This window comes from Sphingorhabdus sp. EL138 (assembly GCF_945882965.1).
In the GTDB taxonomy this organism is placed as follows: domain Bacteria; phylum Pseudomonadota; class Alphaproteobacteria; order Sphingomonadales; family Sphingomonadaceae; genus Sphingorhabdus_B.
Map to the genome: position 1 here is coordinate 59,928 of NZ_CAMCWY010000007.1, position 14,616 is coordinate 74,543.

General features: G+C 55.3%; 12 protein-coding genes. 7 read left to right on the forward strand and 5 right to left on the reverse strand.

Annotation, left to right across the window (positions count from 1 at the left end):
* Window positions 1-3 precede the first annotated feature (3 nt).
* The gene (locus Q0N43_RS04590) at window positions 4-873 is read left to right on the forward strand and encodes a 3-hydroxyacyl-CoA dehydrogenase NAD-binding domain-containing protein (RefSeq protein WP_295443172.1); all 870 of its coding nucleotides are present in this window, start codon (window positions 4-6) and stop codon (window positions 871-873) included.
* 3 nt (window positions 874-876) lie between these two features.
* Here the strand turns inward: Q0N43_RS04590 and metC are convergent, their stop codons facing one another.
* The 3 genes from metC to Q0N43_RS04605 are packed head-to-tail and all read right to left on the reverse strand — an operon-like array spanning window position 877 to window position 4,481.
* Window positions 877-2,058, reverse strand: a complete 1,182-nt coding sequence (gene metC, locus Q0N43_RS04595; protein WP_295443175.1) for a cystathionine beta-lyase — start codon at window positions 2,056-2,058, stop codon at window positions 877-879.
* The gene (gene sseA / locus Q0N43_RS04600) at window positions 2,055-2,897 is read right to left on the reverse strand and encodes a 3-mercaptopyruvate sulfurtransferase (protein WP_295443178.1); all 843 of its coding nucleotides are present in this window, start codon (window positions 2,895-2,897) and stop codon (window positions 2,055-2,057) included. The genes metC and sseA overlap by 4 nt, the downstream gene beginning before the upstream one ends.
* A 60-nt stretch (window positions 2,898-2,957) precedes the next feature.
* On the reverse strand, window positions 2,958-4,481 hold the full coding sequence (locus Q0N43_RS04605; RefSeq protein ID WP_295443181.1) for a cryptochrome/photolyase family protein: 1,524 nt from the start codon (window positions 4,479-4,481) through the stop codon (window positions 2,958-2,960).
* A gap of 150 nt (window positions 4,482-4,631) precedes the next feature.
* Between Q0N43_RS04605 and queF the strand changes: the two genes are divergently transcribed.
* Both queF and Q0N43_RS04615 read left to right on the forward strand, forming a co-directional pair.
* The gene (gene queF / locus Q0N43_RS04610) at window positions 4,632-5,090 is read left to right on the forward strand and encodes a preQ(1) synthase (RefSeq protein WP_295443184.1); all 459 of its coding nucleotides are present in this window, start codon (window positions 4,632-4,634) and stop codon (window positions 5,088-5,090) included.
* Between the two features lie 226 nt (window positions 5,091-5,316).
* On the forward strand, window positions 5,317-6,375 hold the full coding sequence (locus tag Q0N43_RS04615) for a serine hydrolase (protein WP_295443305.1): 1,059 nt from the start codon (window positions 5,317-5,319) through the stop codon (window positions 6,373-6,375).
* Window positions 6,376-6,534: 159 nt separating this feature from the next.
* Here the strand turns inward: Q0N43_RS04615 and Q0N43_RS04620 are convergent, their stop codons facing one another.
* Window positions 6,535-6,804, reverse strand: coding sequence for a hypothetical protein (locus Q0N43_RS04620; protein ID WP_295443187.1), 270 nt, complete (start codon window positions 6,802-6,804; stop codon window positions 6,535-6,537).
* A gap of 229 nt (window positions 6,805-7,033) precedes the next feature.
* Here Q0N43_RS04620 and Q0N43_RS04625 point away from each other — a divergent pair, with 229 nt between their 5' ends.
* The 4 genes from Q0N43_RS04625 to metH are packed head-to-tail and all read left to right on the forward strand — an operon-like array spanning window position 7,034 to window position 12,659.
* Window positions 7,034-8,032, forward strand: a complete 999-nt coding sequence (locus Q0N43_RS04625) for a metalloregulator ArsR/SmtB family transcription factor (protein WP_295443190.1) — start codon at window positions 7,034-7,036, stop codon at window positions 8,030-8,032.
* Window positions 8,029-8,970: a methylenetetrahydrofolate reductase [NAD(P)H] gene (gene metF, locus Q0N43_RS04630; RefSeq protein WP_295443192.1), complete on the forward strand. Its 942-nt coding sequence runs from the start codon at window positions 8,029-8,031 to the stop codon at window positions 8,968-8,970. Before Q0N43_RS04625 ends, metF begins: the two co-directional genes overlap by 4 nt.
* Window positions 8,967-10,013 (forward strand): homocysteine S-methyltransferase family protein, encoded by a 1,047-nt coding sequence (locus tag Q0N43_RS04635; RefSeq protein ID WP_295443195.1) that lies wholly within the window; start codon window positions 8,967-8,969, stop codon window positions 10,011-10,013. Before metF ends, Q0N43_RS04635 begins: the two co-directional genes overlap by 4 nt.
* Before the next feature lie 21 nt (window positions 10,014-10,034).
* Complete coding sequence (gene metH / locus Q0N43_RS04640; protein WP_295443198.1) at window positions 10,035-12,659, forward strand: methionine synthase; 2,625 nt, start codon at window positions 10,035-10,037, stop codon at window positions 12,657-12,659.
* A 166-nt stretch (window positions 12,660-12,825) separates the two neighbouring features.
* Here metH and Q0N43_RS04645 read toward each other — a convergent pair whose 3' ends face one another.
* Window positions 12,826-14,526 carry a DUF87 domain-containing protein gene (locus tag Q0N43_RS04645; RefSeq protein WP_295443201.1) on the reverse strand — a complete coding sequence of 567 codons (1,701 nt, stop codon included), beginning with the start codon at window positions 14,524-14,526 and terminating at the stop codon, window positions 12,826-12,828.
* Window positions 14,527-14,616 lie beyond the last annotated feature (90 nt).

A 14,616-nucleotide genomic window follows, 5' to 3' on the forward strand; every position in this document is an offset into this window, starting at 1 on the left:
AAAATGCGTGCAGTTGGTGTTATCGGGGCGGGTCAAATGGGTGCAGGCATATCGCAAGTGAGCGCTGCTGCTGGCTACCATGTCTATCTGTCCGACCTTGATCTGGCCAAGGCCGAAGCTGGCAAAGCCAGCATTGCTAGCGCCTTGGCCCGTTTGGTCGCCAAAGAGAAAATGGGGCAGGTCGAGGCCGACACAATGTTGTCGCGGATTGAGCCTGTCGCCAGCTATGAACCGATGGCAGATGCTGGGCTGATCATCGAAGCGGCGACGGAGCGCGAGGACATCAAGCGCAAGATATTTGAGGCTGTGGGCAAAATCCTTGGCCATCAGGCTGTATTGGCATCGAACACATCGTCCATCCCGATTACCCGTTTGGCGCAGGCGTCGCCTGACCCGAAACGCTTTATTGGCGTCCATTTCTTCAATCCCGTGCCCGTCATGGGCCTGATTGAAATCATCCGTGGGCTTGCGACGACGGACGCCACCGTCGACGTTGTGCGCCAATATGGCGAAGCGCTTGGCAAGCAATTGGTTTTTGCCAATGATGCGCCGGGCTTTATCGTCAACCGCGTGTTGATGCCTATGATCAACGAAGCCATCTTTGCGCTTGGCGAAGGCGTTGCCAACATGTGCGATATTGATACCGCCTGCCAGCTTGGCCTCAATCACCCCATGGGGCCGTTGACCTTGGCGGATTTTATCGGGCTCGATACCTGTCTTGAAATCACCAATGTGCTGTTTCAATCGACGGGCGACCCAAAGTTCCGTCCTGCGCCCTTGCTGCAAAAATATGTTGAGGCCGGATGGTATGGCCGCAAGGTGAAGCGCGGATTTTACGATTATTCTGGGGACGTGCCCGTGCCGACACGCTGAGGCTTACGCAAGGCGTGCCGCAATAAAGGCTGCCGCAAGATCAGCTATCAAATCGTCGGTATCTTCCAGCCCGATTTGCAAGCGGATGAGGGTGCCTTCCTTGTCCCAAGGCACTGCTGACCGGTATTTTTCCGGGTAGACGGGCAAAGCAAGGCTTTCAAAGCCGCCCCAGCTATAGCCAATGCCGAATAGGCCGAGTGCATCTACAAAGGTGGCTGCGGTTGCGGCGTCACCTTTATAGATGAACGAGAACAGGCCCGACGCGCCAGTAAAGTCGCGCTTCCAAATGTTATGCCCCGGACAGTCGGGCAGCGCGGGGTGGAATACCCCCGCAACATCTGGCTGTGTATGTAACCATGTGGCGATCTTTAGTGCGGAGGCCTCATGTGCCTTCATCCGCACCGACAATGTCCGCAGGCCGCGACTGGCGAGATAGGCATCGTCGGGTGACACTGTCTGGCCAAGTTGCTGCGCGGTTTGGCGCAATCGCGGCCAATATTTTGCATGCGTGGTGACGCTGCCCATCATGACGTCGCTATGGCCCACAATATATTTGGTGCACGATAGGATCGCCATATCAACGCCCTTGTCGAGCGCAGTGTGGAAATAAGATGTCGCCCAAGTGTTATCGAGCAAAGTGACAATATTGTGTTTTTTGGCCGCTGCGCAAATGGCGGGAATGTCTTGAACCTCAAAGGTCAGGCTTCCCGGCGACTCCAACAAGGTCGCTTTGGTGCGACCACAAAACAGCGTGTCATAATCAGCGGTAAGCGGATCGAAATAGCGTGTTTCCACACCGAAACGCTTCAAAAAACCGTCCGCCAACGAACGGCTTGGGTCATAAGCATTGTCGGTCATTAACAGGACGTCACCGCTCTTCAAAACGGACAGTAACGCGCAAGCAATGGCGGCTACACCCGATGGATATAGCATCGTACCATGCGCGCCGGGTTCCATTTCGGTGAGCGCTTCGGCCAGCGACCATTGCGTTGGCGAGCCACGGCGGCCATAGAAAAAGCGGCCGTCTTGATTGCCCGTCTTGCCTGCCTCCAACGCAGCTACGTTCTCATATAAATGCGTGCTGGCGCGCCAGACAGGCACGTTGACGACTGGGCCGGTTAACGAGCTGCTTCGCCCTGCAGTGACTGTTTTGGTAGCTGGCTTCTGGGGCTTGTCAGAACTCAAGCCGCACCCTGCGCTTTTGGGGTGTCCTTATCGAGGCCCCATTCGGACCAGCTGCCGTCATATAATGCGACGTCCGTCTTGCCGGTCATCTGCGCGCCGAACAGGATTACCGCTGCGGTCATGCCTGAACCGCAGGTGGTGATCATCGGCTTGCTGAGGTCAACGCCTGCATCGGCATATGCTTGGGCAAGTTCATCACCGCGCTTCCATGTGCCATCTGCATTGAATAGCTTCCCAAAAGGCAGGTTGCGGCTGCCCGGAATATGCCCGGACGCCATTTCAGGCCGTGGCTCGGCCTCTTCGCCGGTAAAGCGGCCAGCACCGCGCGCATCGACGACATCTGCGTCCTTGCTATGCAAATTTGCCAGCAGGTCAGCCTTGCTACGCACGGCCTTGTCATCTTTCCACACGGTAAAGTGGCGATGGCGCAAAGTGGGTTTGCCGGTTTCGAGCGGGCGACCTTCCGCTTTCCATTTGGCAATGCCGCCATCGAGGATTGCCACAGCATGTGCGCCGAAAAGCGTGAGCATCCAACGAGCGCGGGCGGCAGACTTGAAAGGGCTGTCATCATACACCACGATACGGCTGCCGTCCCCAAGCCCGAGCGATTGCATGCGGCTTGCGAATTTTTCAGGCGGCGGCAAAGTGTTTGGCAGGCTGCTATTTGCGTCAGCGAGTTCCTCTAGGTCCATGAACACGGCCGATGGAATATGCCCACCTTCATATTCGGCCTGCGCATTGCGGCCCGCATCGGGCATGAACCATGTTGCATCGACCACGCGAAGGTCGGACGCGCCGATTTCGCTCGCTAACCAATCGGTGCTTACTAACAATTCCATGATTTAGTCCTTGCCCGTATTTGTGATTCTTGTTGCGAGGGGATAAGCTGCTTTTTCAAACTATCCAAGTGTTTCCAGAAACTGCTGCGCATGGCTGCGAAGCTTTACTTTATCTGCGTCCGCCATCCGCTCCCAATTTTTGTATGGCATCGCCATGCGTGGGTTTTTGCACAGCTTGCCTGCGTTCCGGGCGATGAATTCCCAGTATAACGCGTTGAACGGGCACGCTTTTGGTCCAACGCGTTGCTTGACGTCATAACGGCAATTTGTGCAATAATCGGACATGCGGTTGATATAGGCACCGCTTGCCGCATAAGGTTTTGACGCCAACATGCCGCCATCGGCAAACTGGCTCATCCCAAGGCTGTTGGGCAATTCCACCCATTCATAGGCATCGGCATAGACCGCGAGATACCATAAATGCACTTGCTTGGGGTTAAGCCCTGCCAGCAGAGCGAAGTTGCCGGTGATCATCAGTCGCTGGATATGATGCGCGTAGCTATGCGCGATTGTCTGGCCAATGGCTTGCGACAGGCAAAGCATGTCGGTTTTGCCCGTCCAGTAAAATTCGGGCAGTAGCCGCGTTGCGTCAAGGGCGTTGCTCTCGACATATTCGGGGCCAGCATACCAATAAATTCCGCGTACATATTCGCGCCAGCCAATGACTTGGCGAATAAAGCCCTCGGCGGCGTTGATCGGAACCTTTCCCGCCTGATATTGCACCTCAACCGCGCGGCACAGCTCAAGTGGGTCAAGCAAGCCGGAATTGATATAAGGCGAGAGGATCGAGTGCCATAAAAACGGCTCGCCAGTAAGCATCGCGTCCTGATAATCGCCAAAATTCGGCAAAGCATGCGCCAGGAAATGCTTTTGCTGCTTCAACGCATCTTCACGGGTCACGGCAAAGCCAAAATTGGCCGTCTGTCCGATATTGTCGCCATAACGGCTCTCTACCATCTCGATGACGTCTTGCGTCACGACATTGGGCGCAAAATGCAGGGGCTTTGGCATCGTCAGATCGCGCTTGGCGGGCTTGCGGTTCTCTGCGTCAAAATTCCATTGCCCACCTTCGGGCGCATCTCCGTTCATGAGCAGGCCGGACTTGCGGCGCATATCGCGATAAAAATACTCCATGCGCAACTGCTTGCGGTCTTTGGCCCAGTTTTCAAATTCGCCATGCGTGCACAAAAACCGGTCGTCGGGCAGGATTGTCACCGGAATATCAAAACGGTCGGGCCAGCTATCGAGCATGGCCTTTACGCGCCATTCGCCCGCCTCAGTCACGCGCAGTGTGGAGACTTTGTGCCGCTCAATTGCGCGCGCAACTTCGCCGGTGAAGCTACCGCTGTTTTCGGCCTCGGTCAGTTTTACGTAATCGACGGTCCAACCTGCGCTGCGCAGATCCTCAGCATGGTGGCGCATGGCGGACAGAATATACGCCATTTTGGATTTATGGTGCGGCACATATTCAGTTTCTTCGTCCACCTCCGCCATCAAGATGACGCATGCTTTTTTGTCCTGCCCAGCCAAAGAAGACAGGCCATGGCTTAGCTGGTCACCAAATATGGGAATGAGAATGGTCATAGCGGGGCTATAGCGCGGCGCGCATGCAAGGGCGATACAGGGTTTCAAGAAAGACGGGGCTTAGGGTCAGGACCTATTTATTCCCAATCCATTGGCGATATCTGACATCACTCGTTTGCTTCGCGCGGCGAAACCGCTAAATGCGCGATCATGACTGACACATTAAAGCCCAAATTTCTTGGTGCGCAAAGCGCGCTTCCCCAAACGCCTGAAGAGGCGCAACTTGATTATGTTCCTAATCCGCGCCCGGACACGCTGTATCTTGCGCGCTTTGCCGTGCCTGAATTCACGTCGCTTTGCCCGGTTACGGCGCAGCCGGACTTTGCGCATTTGGTCATCGATTATGCGCCAAATGTGACGATCGTCGAATCGAAATCGTTGAAGCTGTTTTTGGGTTCATTCCGTAACCACGCTGCTTTCCATGAAGATTGCACCGTTGGCATCGGCCAGCGTCTTTTCTCGGAGATGAAACCGCATTGGTTACGCATTGGTGGCTATTGGTATCCGCGCGGCGGCATCCCGATTGATGTGTTCTGGCAATCCGGCGAACCGCCCAAGGGTCTGTGGTTGCCCGACCAAGGTGTTCAGCCCTATCGCGGTCGCGGATAGGCTATTTAATCGGCCCGACCAATTTTGCGTCAATAGTAACCAATTTCAACCCTGCTGGGCCATACTTCCTCATTTCGTCGACGCTGAAGAATCGTTCGTCGCAATATATCTGTAATCGCTGTTCTCCACCCAGGGGCTGCTTTATCACTTCTGCATGGTGCAAATAGCAAAAACTTGGGAAACATGCGTTCAAGGCGCGCGTCGCAAAAGCATAATCTCATTGGCTATGCTGTCCGTGCTGTCGGCATGTGTCGCTGCAGAGCGCGCACCATCACGAACACAGCCAGCGCCAATCGCGCTGCCCGCGCAAAAGCAAGCTGCACCAGCCGCTCAAGTCCGCCCAGCGGTGGTCCGCGCACCTTTGGGACTTGAAAATCTGCTGAACGACCAATGGCGTATTTTCCCAGGCCGCACAGGCGTAGCTATTATGCGTATCGATGGTGGCGAATGGCTAACCGGCAAACGCGTTGACGCGCTATTTCCCCAGCAAAGCGTATCCAAAACATGGGTGGCGCTGACGATTTTGGACTTGGTCGACCAAAATAAGCTTCGGCTGGACCAAAAAGTACGTATTACGCGCGATGACCTTGCGGTCTTTCATCAACCCATTCGCGATCGCGTTATCGCCAATGGCGAGATCGAAGTGACGGTGCTCTCGCTGCTCGAACAAGCGATTATCGGCAGCGACAACACCGCCAATGATTCTCTGTTGCGTACAGCAGGTGGTCCGCAGGCTGTGCAGAATTTCCTGCTGCGCAAAAAACTGGGTGCCATCCGTTTTGGTCCTGGTGAGCGTTTGATGCAAAGCGCGATAGCCGGGCTGGAGTGGCGTCAAGAATATGCCATTGGACGCCGCTTTTACGCTGCGCGTGCAGAGGTTCCAGCGGCGACGCGCAAAGCAGCGTTAGATCGCTATCTTGCTGATCCCGTCGACGGCGCAAGTCCCGAGGCGATAGTCCGTGCGCTTGCGAAATTGGCTAAAGGCGAGCTGCTCTCTGCTTCATCGACGCGCCTAATTTTGGGGATAATGTCACGCACATCCAGCGGTCCAAACCGGTTGAGGGCTGGTGTGCCAGCAGGTTGGCAGTTTGTACACAAGACGGGGACAGGGCAAATTCTGCCTCCGGTTTCAACGGGCTATAATGATATCGGGATAATGACGGCGCCTGACGGCACGCGCTATGCCGTGGCCGTTATGATGGGCAGCACAACCGCGCCTATTCCGCAACGCATGTCATTCATGCAGTTCGTGTCGCGTACGATCGCCACATATCACGGACAATAATCATAGCCGCGCATTCGGGTTGCCAAAGACATGGTCCAGCCCGTTACCGCCGATAAGGAAAAGGGCCCCCGACATAGAAATTGCCGCAGACAAAGAAAAGGGCCGCCCTGTAAACAGGACAGCCCTTTTCAAAATGCTTTCGCTTAGAAAGCGCGAATATTACTTCGCAGCTTCTTTCGCAGCTTCTGCAGGTGCACCAGCAGCAGCGGCCGCATCGGCAGGTGCAGCAGCGTCAGTTGCAGCAGCGTCGGTTGCAGCGGCTTCAGTTGCAGCAGCAGCATCGGTAGCTACTTCAGCGCCTTCAACAGCGGCATCAGCAGCTTCTGTGGTTGCTTCTGTGGTTGCTTCTGTGGTTGCTTCTTCAGCACCTGAGCAAGCGGCCAAACCGAGCGAAGCGGCAAGAACGAGAGATACAGCAATTTTCTTCATATGGGAAACCCCCTAGCAAAACTTATGAAAACCTGACAGGCACGCTACAATACTTGCAGCTTGCCTGCGAAAAGCCCTCTAGCCCGTTCATAATTCGCTGGCAATGCGCTTTTTCATTCTGACAATATGTTGCATAGCTGTTTGGGGCTTATGTCTACTATAACAGTAGAAAATATGGCTAATTTGTGCGGGTTGACTTTATATAAAGAATTCTTTATATCTATTTCAAATGATCAGTTTGTTAAATATCATGCGGGCTTTAGCCGATCCTACGCGGTTACGAATCGTGTTTCTGGTGCTTCGGCTGGAGCTGTCTGTGGGCGAGTTGGTCCAGATACTCGACCAGAGTCAGCCGCGCGTTTCCCGGCATATCCGGATTTTGGATGAATCTGGGCTTTTGGAGCGTCGTAAGGAGGGAAGCTGGGTATTCCTGAGGCCAAGCGGCCTGTTAACGAACGGCCCGCTTTCATCATTATTGGCAGAGGCGGATGTGTCGCAGGCAAAGGCGTTCCAGCGGGACCTGCTTCGACTTGATGAAGTCCGCAACGCGCGCACGGACATGGCGGCACATTATTTTGCGGCGCATGCGGAAGAGTGGGACTCGCTCAGATCATTGCACATTGCCGATTCGGAAGTTGAAGCACGCTTGGCGCAAGTTCTGCACAGTGCACCATTAGGCCAAGTCCTTGATGTCGGCACGGGCACGGGGCGCATTGTCGAATTGTTTGCGGCGGATTCCAGCCGACTTGTGGCGATCGATAGCAGCCCAGAAATGCTTCGGCTTGCACGCGCAAAAATTGCCAACTTACACCCGGAGACCGCGAGTAAAATCGACATAAAGCTTGGCGACTTTAACATGTTGCCACTGGGGGATGGTGAATTCGACACCGTCATCTTCCACCAGGTCCTGCATTATGCGCAGCACCCCGAAGCCGTTATCGCCGAAGCGATCCGCACGCTTGCGCCGGGTGGCCGGCTCGTCATCGTTGATTTTGCAGCGCACGATCTGGAGGAGTTACGCACGGTACATGCCCATGCCCGGCTAGGCTTTTCCGATGATTTCATGCGAAAAGCATTTATCAGTCACGGCCTGCAGATGGTGCACCAAACTGCGCTTGAGGCTGGCGAACTGGTGGTTAAAGTCTGGATGGGCGAAAAGCTGTCTGCCTTGCAGCCGCGTCCGGCAGATAATATCAGCCCAAAAAACAATTTAAGGATTGTCGCATGATTCTTCCCCTTGCACAGATGCAGGAGGCAAGCCGAGCTGTTGCCTCCCCCCTTTTTGCTGAGCTTGCCGGTAATTGCGAGATCAGTTTCGAATTCTTCCCGCCCAAAACGGAAAAGATGGAAGAGCAATTATGGGAATCGGTCGTCACTCTCTCACCGTTGGGTCCACGCTTTGTTTCGGTCACTTATGGTGCAGGCGGCACAACCCGCCAACGCACACATAACACAGTGGCGCGCATTGCCCGCGAGACCGATATTCCGGCGGCCGCGCATTTAACCTGCGTCGAGGCATCCAAGGGCGAAATTGCCGATGTCGCCAACGCCTATTGGGAAGCAGGGGTCCGCCATATCGTCGCGCTGCGCGGGGACGCGCCAGGCTCCGACGGACAATTTGTGCCGCATCCCGACGGCTATGCCAGCGCTGCGGAACTGGTCGAAGGTTTGCGCAAACTGCACCCGTTTGAAATATCGGTCAGCGCCTATCCCGAAACCCATCCAGAGGCCTTGTCTGCTGCGTCAGACATTGATTTTTTGAAGCGCAAGCTGGGCTCCGGTGCCAGCCGCGCGATTACGCAATTCTTTTTTGAACCCGAAACTTTCTTCCGTTTCCGCGATGCGGCTGCTGCGGCCGGCATCGATGCGGAGATCGTGCCGGGTATTATGCCAGTGTCGAACTTTGCGGCGATTACGCGCATGTCGCAGTTGACGGGCACAGCTATTCCCAACTGGATGGCGGATGTGTTCAATGGATTGGATGACCATCCGTCCGCACGGCAATTGGTGGCCGCCACTGTCTCGGCAGAAATGTGCGGGAAATTATATGCAGGCGGCGTCCGGGAATTTCATTTCTACACCCTGAACCGCGCGGAATTGTCCTACGCGATTTGCCATTTACTGGGCAAGCGGCCAGCCACTGTAGCACAAAAGGCAGCAGCATGAGCGCGCGAGAAACCTTTGTCGCCCGTGCGGCACAACAGATACTCGTTTTCGACGGTGGCTATGGCACTGCGATCCAAGGTTATAAATTGTCTGAGGCTGATTATCGCGGCGACCTTGAGCTGACGCATGATCAAAAGGGCAATAACGACCTGTTGTCTATCACCCGTCCTGATGTCGTTGGCGCAATCCATAGCGCCTATCTGGAGGCGGGTGCTGATATGATCGAGACCAACACCTTCAGCGCAACCAAGATCAGCATGGCCGATTATGGCTGCGAACATTTGGTGCGGCAGCTCAACATAGAGTCGGCGAAGCTCGCCCGCGCGTGTTGCGAGGCTGTGGAGGCGAAGGATGGCATAAAGCGGTTCGTCGCTGGATCGGTTGGCCCAACCAATAAAACCTTGTCCTTGTCGCCCGACGTCAACGATCCGGGCTATCGTGAAATAGACTTCGACTATCTGAAAGAAGTCTATCGCGAACAATGCGACGCGCTGATCGAAGGCGGCGTCGATTTCCTGTTGATCGAAACCATCTTCGACACGCTCAACGCCAAATGTGCTGCGATGGCTGCGCAAGAGGCTGCTGCGGCCTGCGGGCGCGATGTGCCGTTGATGATATCGATGACCATCACTGACATGGCCGGCCGTAATCTGTCCGGCCATACGGTAGAAGCATTCTGGGCTGCGATCCGGCATGTCAAACCACTGACAATCGGGTTGAATTGTTCGTTCGGTGCAGATCTGCTGCGTCCGCATCTGGCCGCATTGTCCAAGCAAGCCGATACGCTGGTCATGGCATATCCGAACGCAGGCCTGCCTAATGATCTTGCCGAATATGATGAACTGCCTGAGACCACGGCGCAATTGATTGGCCAATGGCTTGACGATGGGCTGGTGAATATCGTCGGCGGCTGTTGTGGCACCACGCCTGCGCATATCGCCGCAATCGCCAAGGCGGCTGCGGACCGTGCGCCACGTGCCATTCCCAAGGCGGATATAGTGACACGGCTAGCGGGGCTCGAACCCTTCATCATGGCCGCCTAAGCCTTATAAAGCAGAACAAAAATGTCCCCCATTATTTCCTCTTCCCGCTTCGTCAATATCGGCGAGCGCACCAATGTCACTGGCAGTGCCAAGTTCAAAAAACTGATCCTTGCTGGCGATTATGAAGCTGCCGTTGAGGTTGCGCGCGACCAAGTCGAAAATGGCGCGCAGATTATCGACATCAACATGGATGAAGGCCTGCTGGACGCGCATGAAGCGATGACCACTTTCATCAAGCGCATCGCGGCAGAACCCGACATCGCCCGCGTGCCGTTAATGATCGACAGTTCCAAATGGAGCGTGATTGAGGCTGGGCTGAAATGCGTTTCGGGCAAGCCCATCGTGAATTCGATTTCGATGAAAGAAGGCGAAGAGGCGTTTTTGCACCACGCGCGCTTGTGCATGGCTTATGGCGCTGCGGTCGTTGTCATGGCTTTCGATGAAACTGGCCAAGCCGACACGCAAGCACGCAAGGTGCAGATTTGCAAACGAGCGTATGACTTGCTGATTGGTATCGGTTTTCCGCCCGAGGACATAATTTTCGACCCCAACATCTTTGCGGTGGCCACGGGCATTGAGGAGCATAATAATTACGGCGTCGACTTTATCGAGGCGATAAAGGAACTGCGCGTCTTGTGCCCGCACGCGCATTATTCGGGCGGGCTTTCCAACCTGTCGTTCAGTTTCCGTGGCAATGAACCCGTGCGCCGCGCGATGCACTCGATCTTTCTCTATCACGCCATCCCTGCAGGGCTTGATATGGCCATCGTCAATGCAGGGCAGCTTGATATCTATGATGATATTGACACGGAACTGCGTGTCGCCTGCGAAGATGTGATCCTCAATCGCGACCCCGATGCGACTGAGCGCCTGATTGCGCTTGCCGAGAAATATCGCGGGACTGACGTGGCACAGGAAAAGGCCGAGGCTGAATGGCGGGGCTGGCCCGTGACCAAAAGGTTGGAGCATGCCTTGGTCAAAGGCATTGACGCGCATATCGTCGATGACACCGAAGAAGCACGGCTTGCGATCAAGGAAGCAGGCGGTCGCCCCATCGAAGTGATCGAAGGACCGTTGATGGACGGTATGAACGTCGTTGGCGACCTGTTCGGGTCGGGCCGCATGTTCCTGCCGCAAGTGGTGAAGTCCGCGCGCGTCATGAAGAAAGCAGTCGCGCATCTCTTCCCATATATTGAGGCGGAAAAAGAGGCGGGCGCCAAGGGCAAGGGCAAGATCATCATGGCGACCGTGAAGGGCGACGTGCATGATATTGGCAAGAACATTGTCGGCGTTGTCCTGCAATGTAATGGCTTTGAGATTGTTGATCTGGGCGTCATGGTCCCGTGGCCGACAATTTTGCAAGCGGCGGTCGAACATGATGCCGATATAATCGGGCTGTCGGGCCTTATCACCCCTTCGCTTGACGAAATGGTGACCGTTGCCGAGGAAATGGAAAAAGCAGGCATGTCAATGCCGCTGATGATTGGCGGCGCAACGACGTCGAAAACACACACGGCCTTACGTATTGAGCCTGTCTATTCCGGTCCCGTCATCCATGTGCTCGACGCGTCGCGCGCTGTCGGTGTTGCGGGCACATTGGTTAGCGATACGATGGCGGACAAGTTTGTTGCCGACACCCGCGCCGAATACAGCCAGATCCGCGAAGCGCGCGCTGGTAAGACCGCAAAGCCACTCGCCACGCTGGAAGAAGCCCGCGCGAACGCATTTGAAATCGACGAAAGCATGAATCCAGCCGCGCCGCAAAAGCCCGGTGTCCATGTCTATGATGACTGGGACTTGGCCGACCTGCGCAACTATATCGACTGGACCCCGTTTTTCCGTGCGTGGGAATTGCATGGCAATTTTCCGGCGATTTTGACCGATGAAATTGTGGGCCAAAGCGCAACCAGCCTATTTGCCGATGCCAATGCGATGCTCGACAAGATCATCAACGAAAAATGGCTGCGCGCAAAGGGCGTTGCGGGCCTTTGGCCCTGTCGGCGTGATGGCGATGATGTGCTTGTCTATTGCGAACAGACTGAGGCGCATGTGCGCCTGCCGTTCTTGCGACAACAAATTACCAAGCGCGCAGGCAAAGCGAACATGTGCCTTGCCGATTTCATCAGCCGCGATGGCGACTGGATTGGCGGCTTTGCGGTGACCACTGGCCACGGCATTGAGACGCATTTGGCGCAGTTCAAAGCCAATATCGACGATTATTCGGACATCATGCTCAAGGCGTTGGCCGACCGGTTGGCGGAGGCCTTTGCCGAGCGGATGCACGAACATGTTCGCAAGGATCTGTGGGGCTATGCCCCTGAAGAACAATTCACGCCCGAGGCTCTGAACCGCGAGGAATATCGCGGCATTCGGCCAGCCCCGGGCTATCCCGCCTGTCCAGACCACAGCCTGAAGCCGACATTGTTTGACCTGCTGGATGCGACGCATGCAACTGGCATCACGTTGACTGAAAGCTTTGCCATGTTACCGACCGCCGCGGTGAGCGGGCTGTATTTTGGCCACCCGCAATCTGAATATTTTGGCGTTGCGCGTATTGGTGATGATCAGGTGTTGGATTATGCGGCGCGCCGTGGGTTGGATATGGATCGTGCACGGCAATATCTAAGGCCCAACCTTAACGAATAAGGATGGTCTTGGTTTTAGAAACCCCGCTTTACACTACTCGCTTTCCGCCAATGCGCCGTGCAGACATCGGGCATTATTGCCTTTCGCGCTGTCCTTTCTGGGCAGGGCGCGCGTATCCAACTGAAGGCCTCTCGGCAATCTCTACACTGCAAAAGCGAGGCAGGCCTTACCGGCCTTGCGCGCGCCACCTTCTGACCACGCGTTGCAGCATCTCGGCCTCTCCGCCCGTTTCCTGCCACAACTGGCTAAACAGCGGATCGTCCGAAGCAGGGCGCTTTTCTTCTTCGAGAGTATCGAGCGCAACGCGGATGGGAATGCTGACGCCTTCGCCGCAGATAATGCATTCGCGGTTTCGCAGCGCGGGGATAGAGTCGAGGAAGCCTCGCGCGCCTTCGGGCATTGCGGCGCGAACAAAGGCTTGGTCGCGCTCGTTATTCAAACGCATCGAAATGATTGTGCCGCATTGCGACAGCACGCCTTCTGCCAAATCTGAGGGCCGCTGCGTAATCAGGCCCAGCGATACGCCATATTTACGGCCTTCCTTGGCAATTCTTTCAAGGATGGAGCGCACGGCGCTGTCTTTCGACAGATGTTCCGACGGGATATATCTGTGCGCCTCTTCACAAACGAGTAAGATGGGCCTTTGCGGTTCGTTGCGTGACCACAGGGCATAGTCAAATACGAGGCGCGAGAGCACAGCAACAACTGTCGAGGTGATGTCCGACGGCACGCCCGAAACGTCGATGATGGAAATGGGCTTGCCATATGAAGGCGGCCGGAAAATCTTGCCGACAAACTCTGCCATCGTATCCCCAACAAGCATGCCTGAGAACATGAAATTGTAACGCGGGTCTGGCTTTAACTCGTCAATTTTGTTCTTCAACCGCATGAATGGAGCAGACGATGTCGCCTTGTCGAGCCGTCCCATTTCATTTTGAATGATGTTCGTTAAATCGGACAGGAGGTAGGGAATAGGGGCGTCAACCGTCAGCTTGCCAATCGTCTCGGCAATCCGGTTTTTTGACCGCGCTTGGCGAAGGCATTTGGCGAGAATATCGTAATCTGTTTGCCTGTCGTCGCCATCGGAAGTGACGAAAATTTCGCAATGTTCGGCGAGATTCATCATCCAATAGGGCACGGCTAGGTTGTTGACGTCGAACAGAGCGCCATTATTTTTAAACGCGGCGCTATATTCCCCATGCGGGTCAATCATCACGATATGCCCTTCTGGCGCGATGTCGCAGATCTTGTGCAAAATCAGCGCCGCGCCGGTCGGCTTACCCGGACCGGTTGAACCCAGCAGCGCAAAATGCTTGCCAAGCATGGCATCAACATAGAGCGCGCCGCGAATATCCTTCGTCGGAAACACCGTGCCAATCTCGACATTTGCCCGCGCGTCGGCGGCATAGACTTGTTTGAGGTCGGTGCTGGAAACCGCAAATACTTCGCTGCCAGGGACCGGATAGCGCGTTACCCCGCGCCGGAAATTGTAAATCTTGCCCGTCAGCTTTTCCTCATCGCCTTCGCCGAGGAAATCGACTTGCGCCGTGATGATTTTATGGTCGCGCTCGTGCATTTTTTGCGTACGAATGTTGGCAAGAAGCCAGATATTACCGACGCGGATTTTAATCTGACTGCCGACTTGCCCTGACATCGCGATGCTTGCGTCACTATGCGCGCTGAGGCTTGTCAACAAGGCGGCATCAAGCGTCACTTGTGACTGCGAACCCGAAATCTCCATGACGAAGCCAATAGGGTTGAGCGTTGCGTCAACGACTGGGGCGTCCACCGGTGCGGCTATGGGCAAAGGTGCCGATTGATCTGGGCGGCCTATCCCATCGGTCTGCCGATATACCGAAATGTCCATAAAGTTTCCGCCTCTTTCATAAAGAAGCGTCGGGCAATAGGCCAAGAAGGTAAAAATATATTTACCAGCGCAACAGGAGAAAGGTCGGGC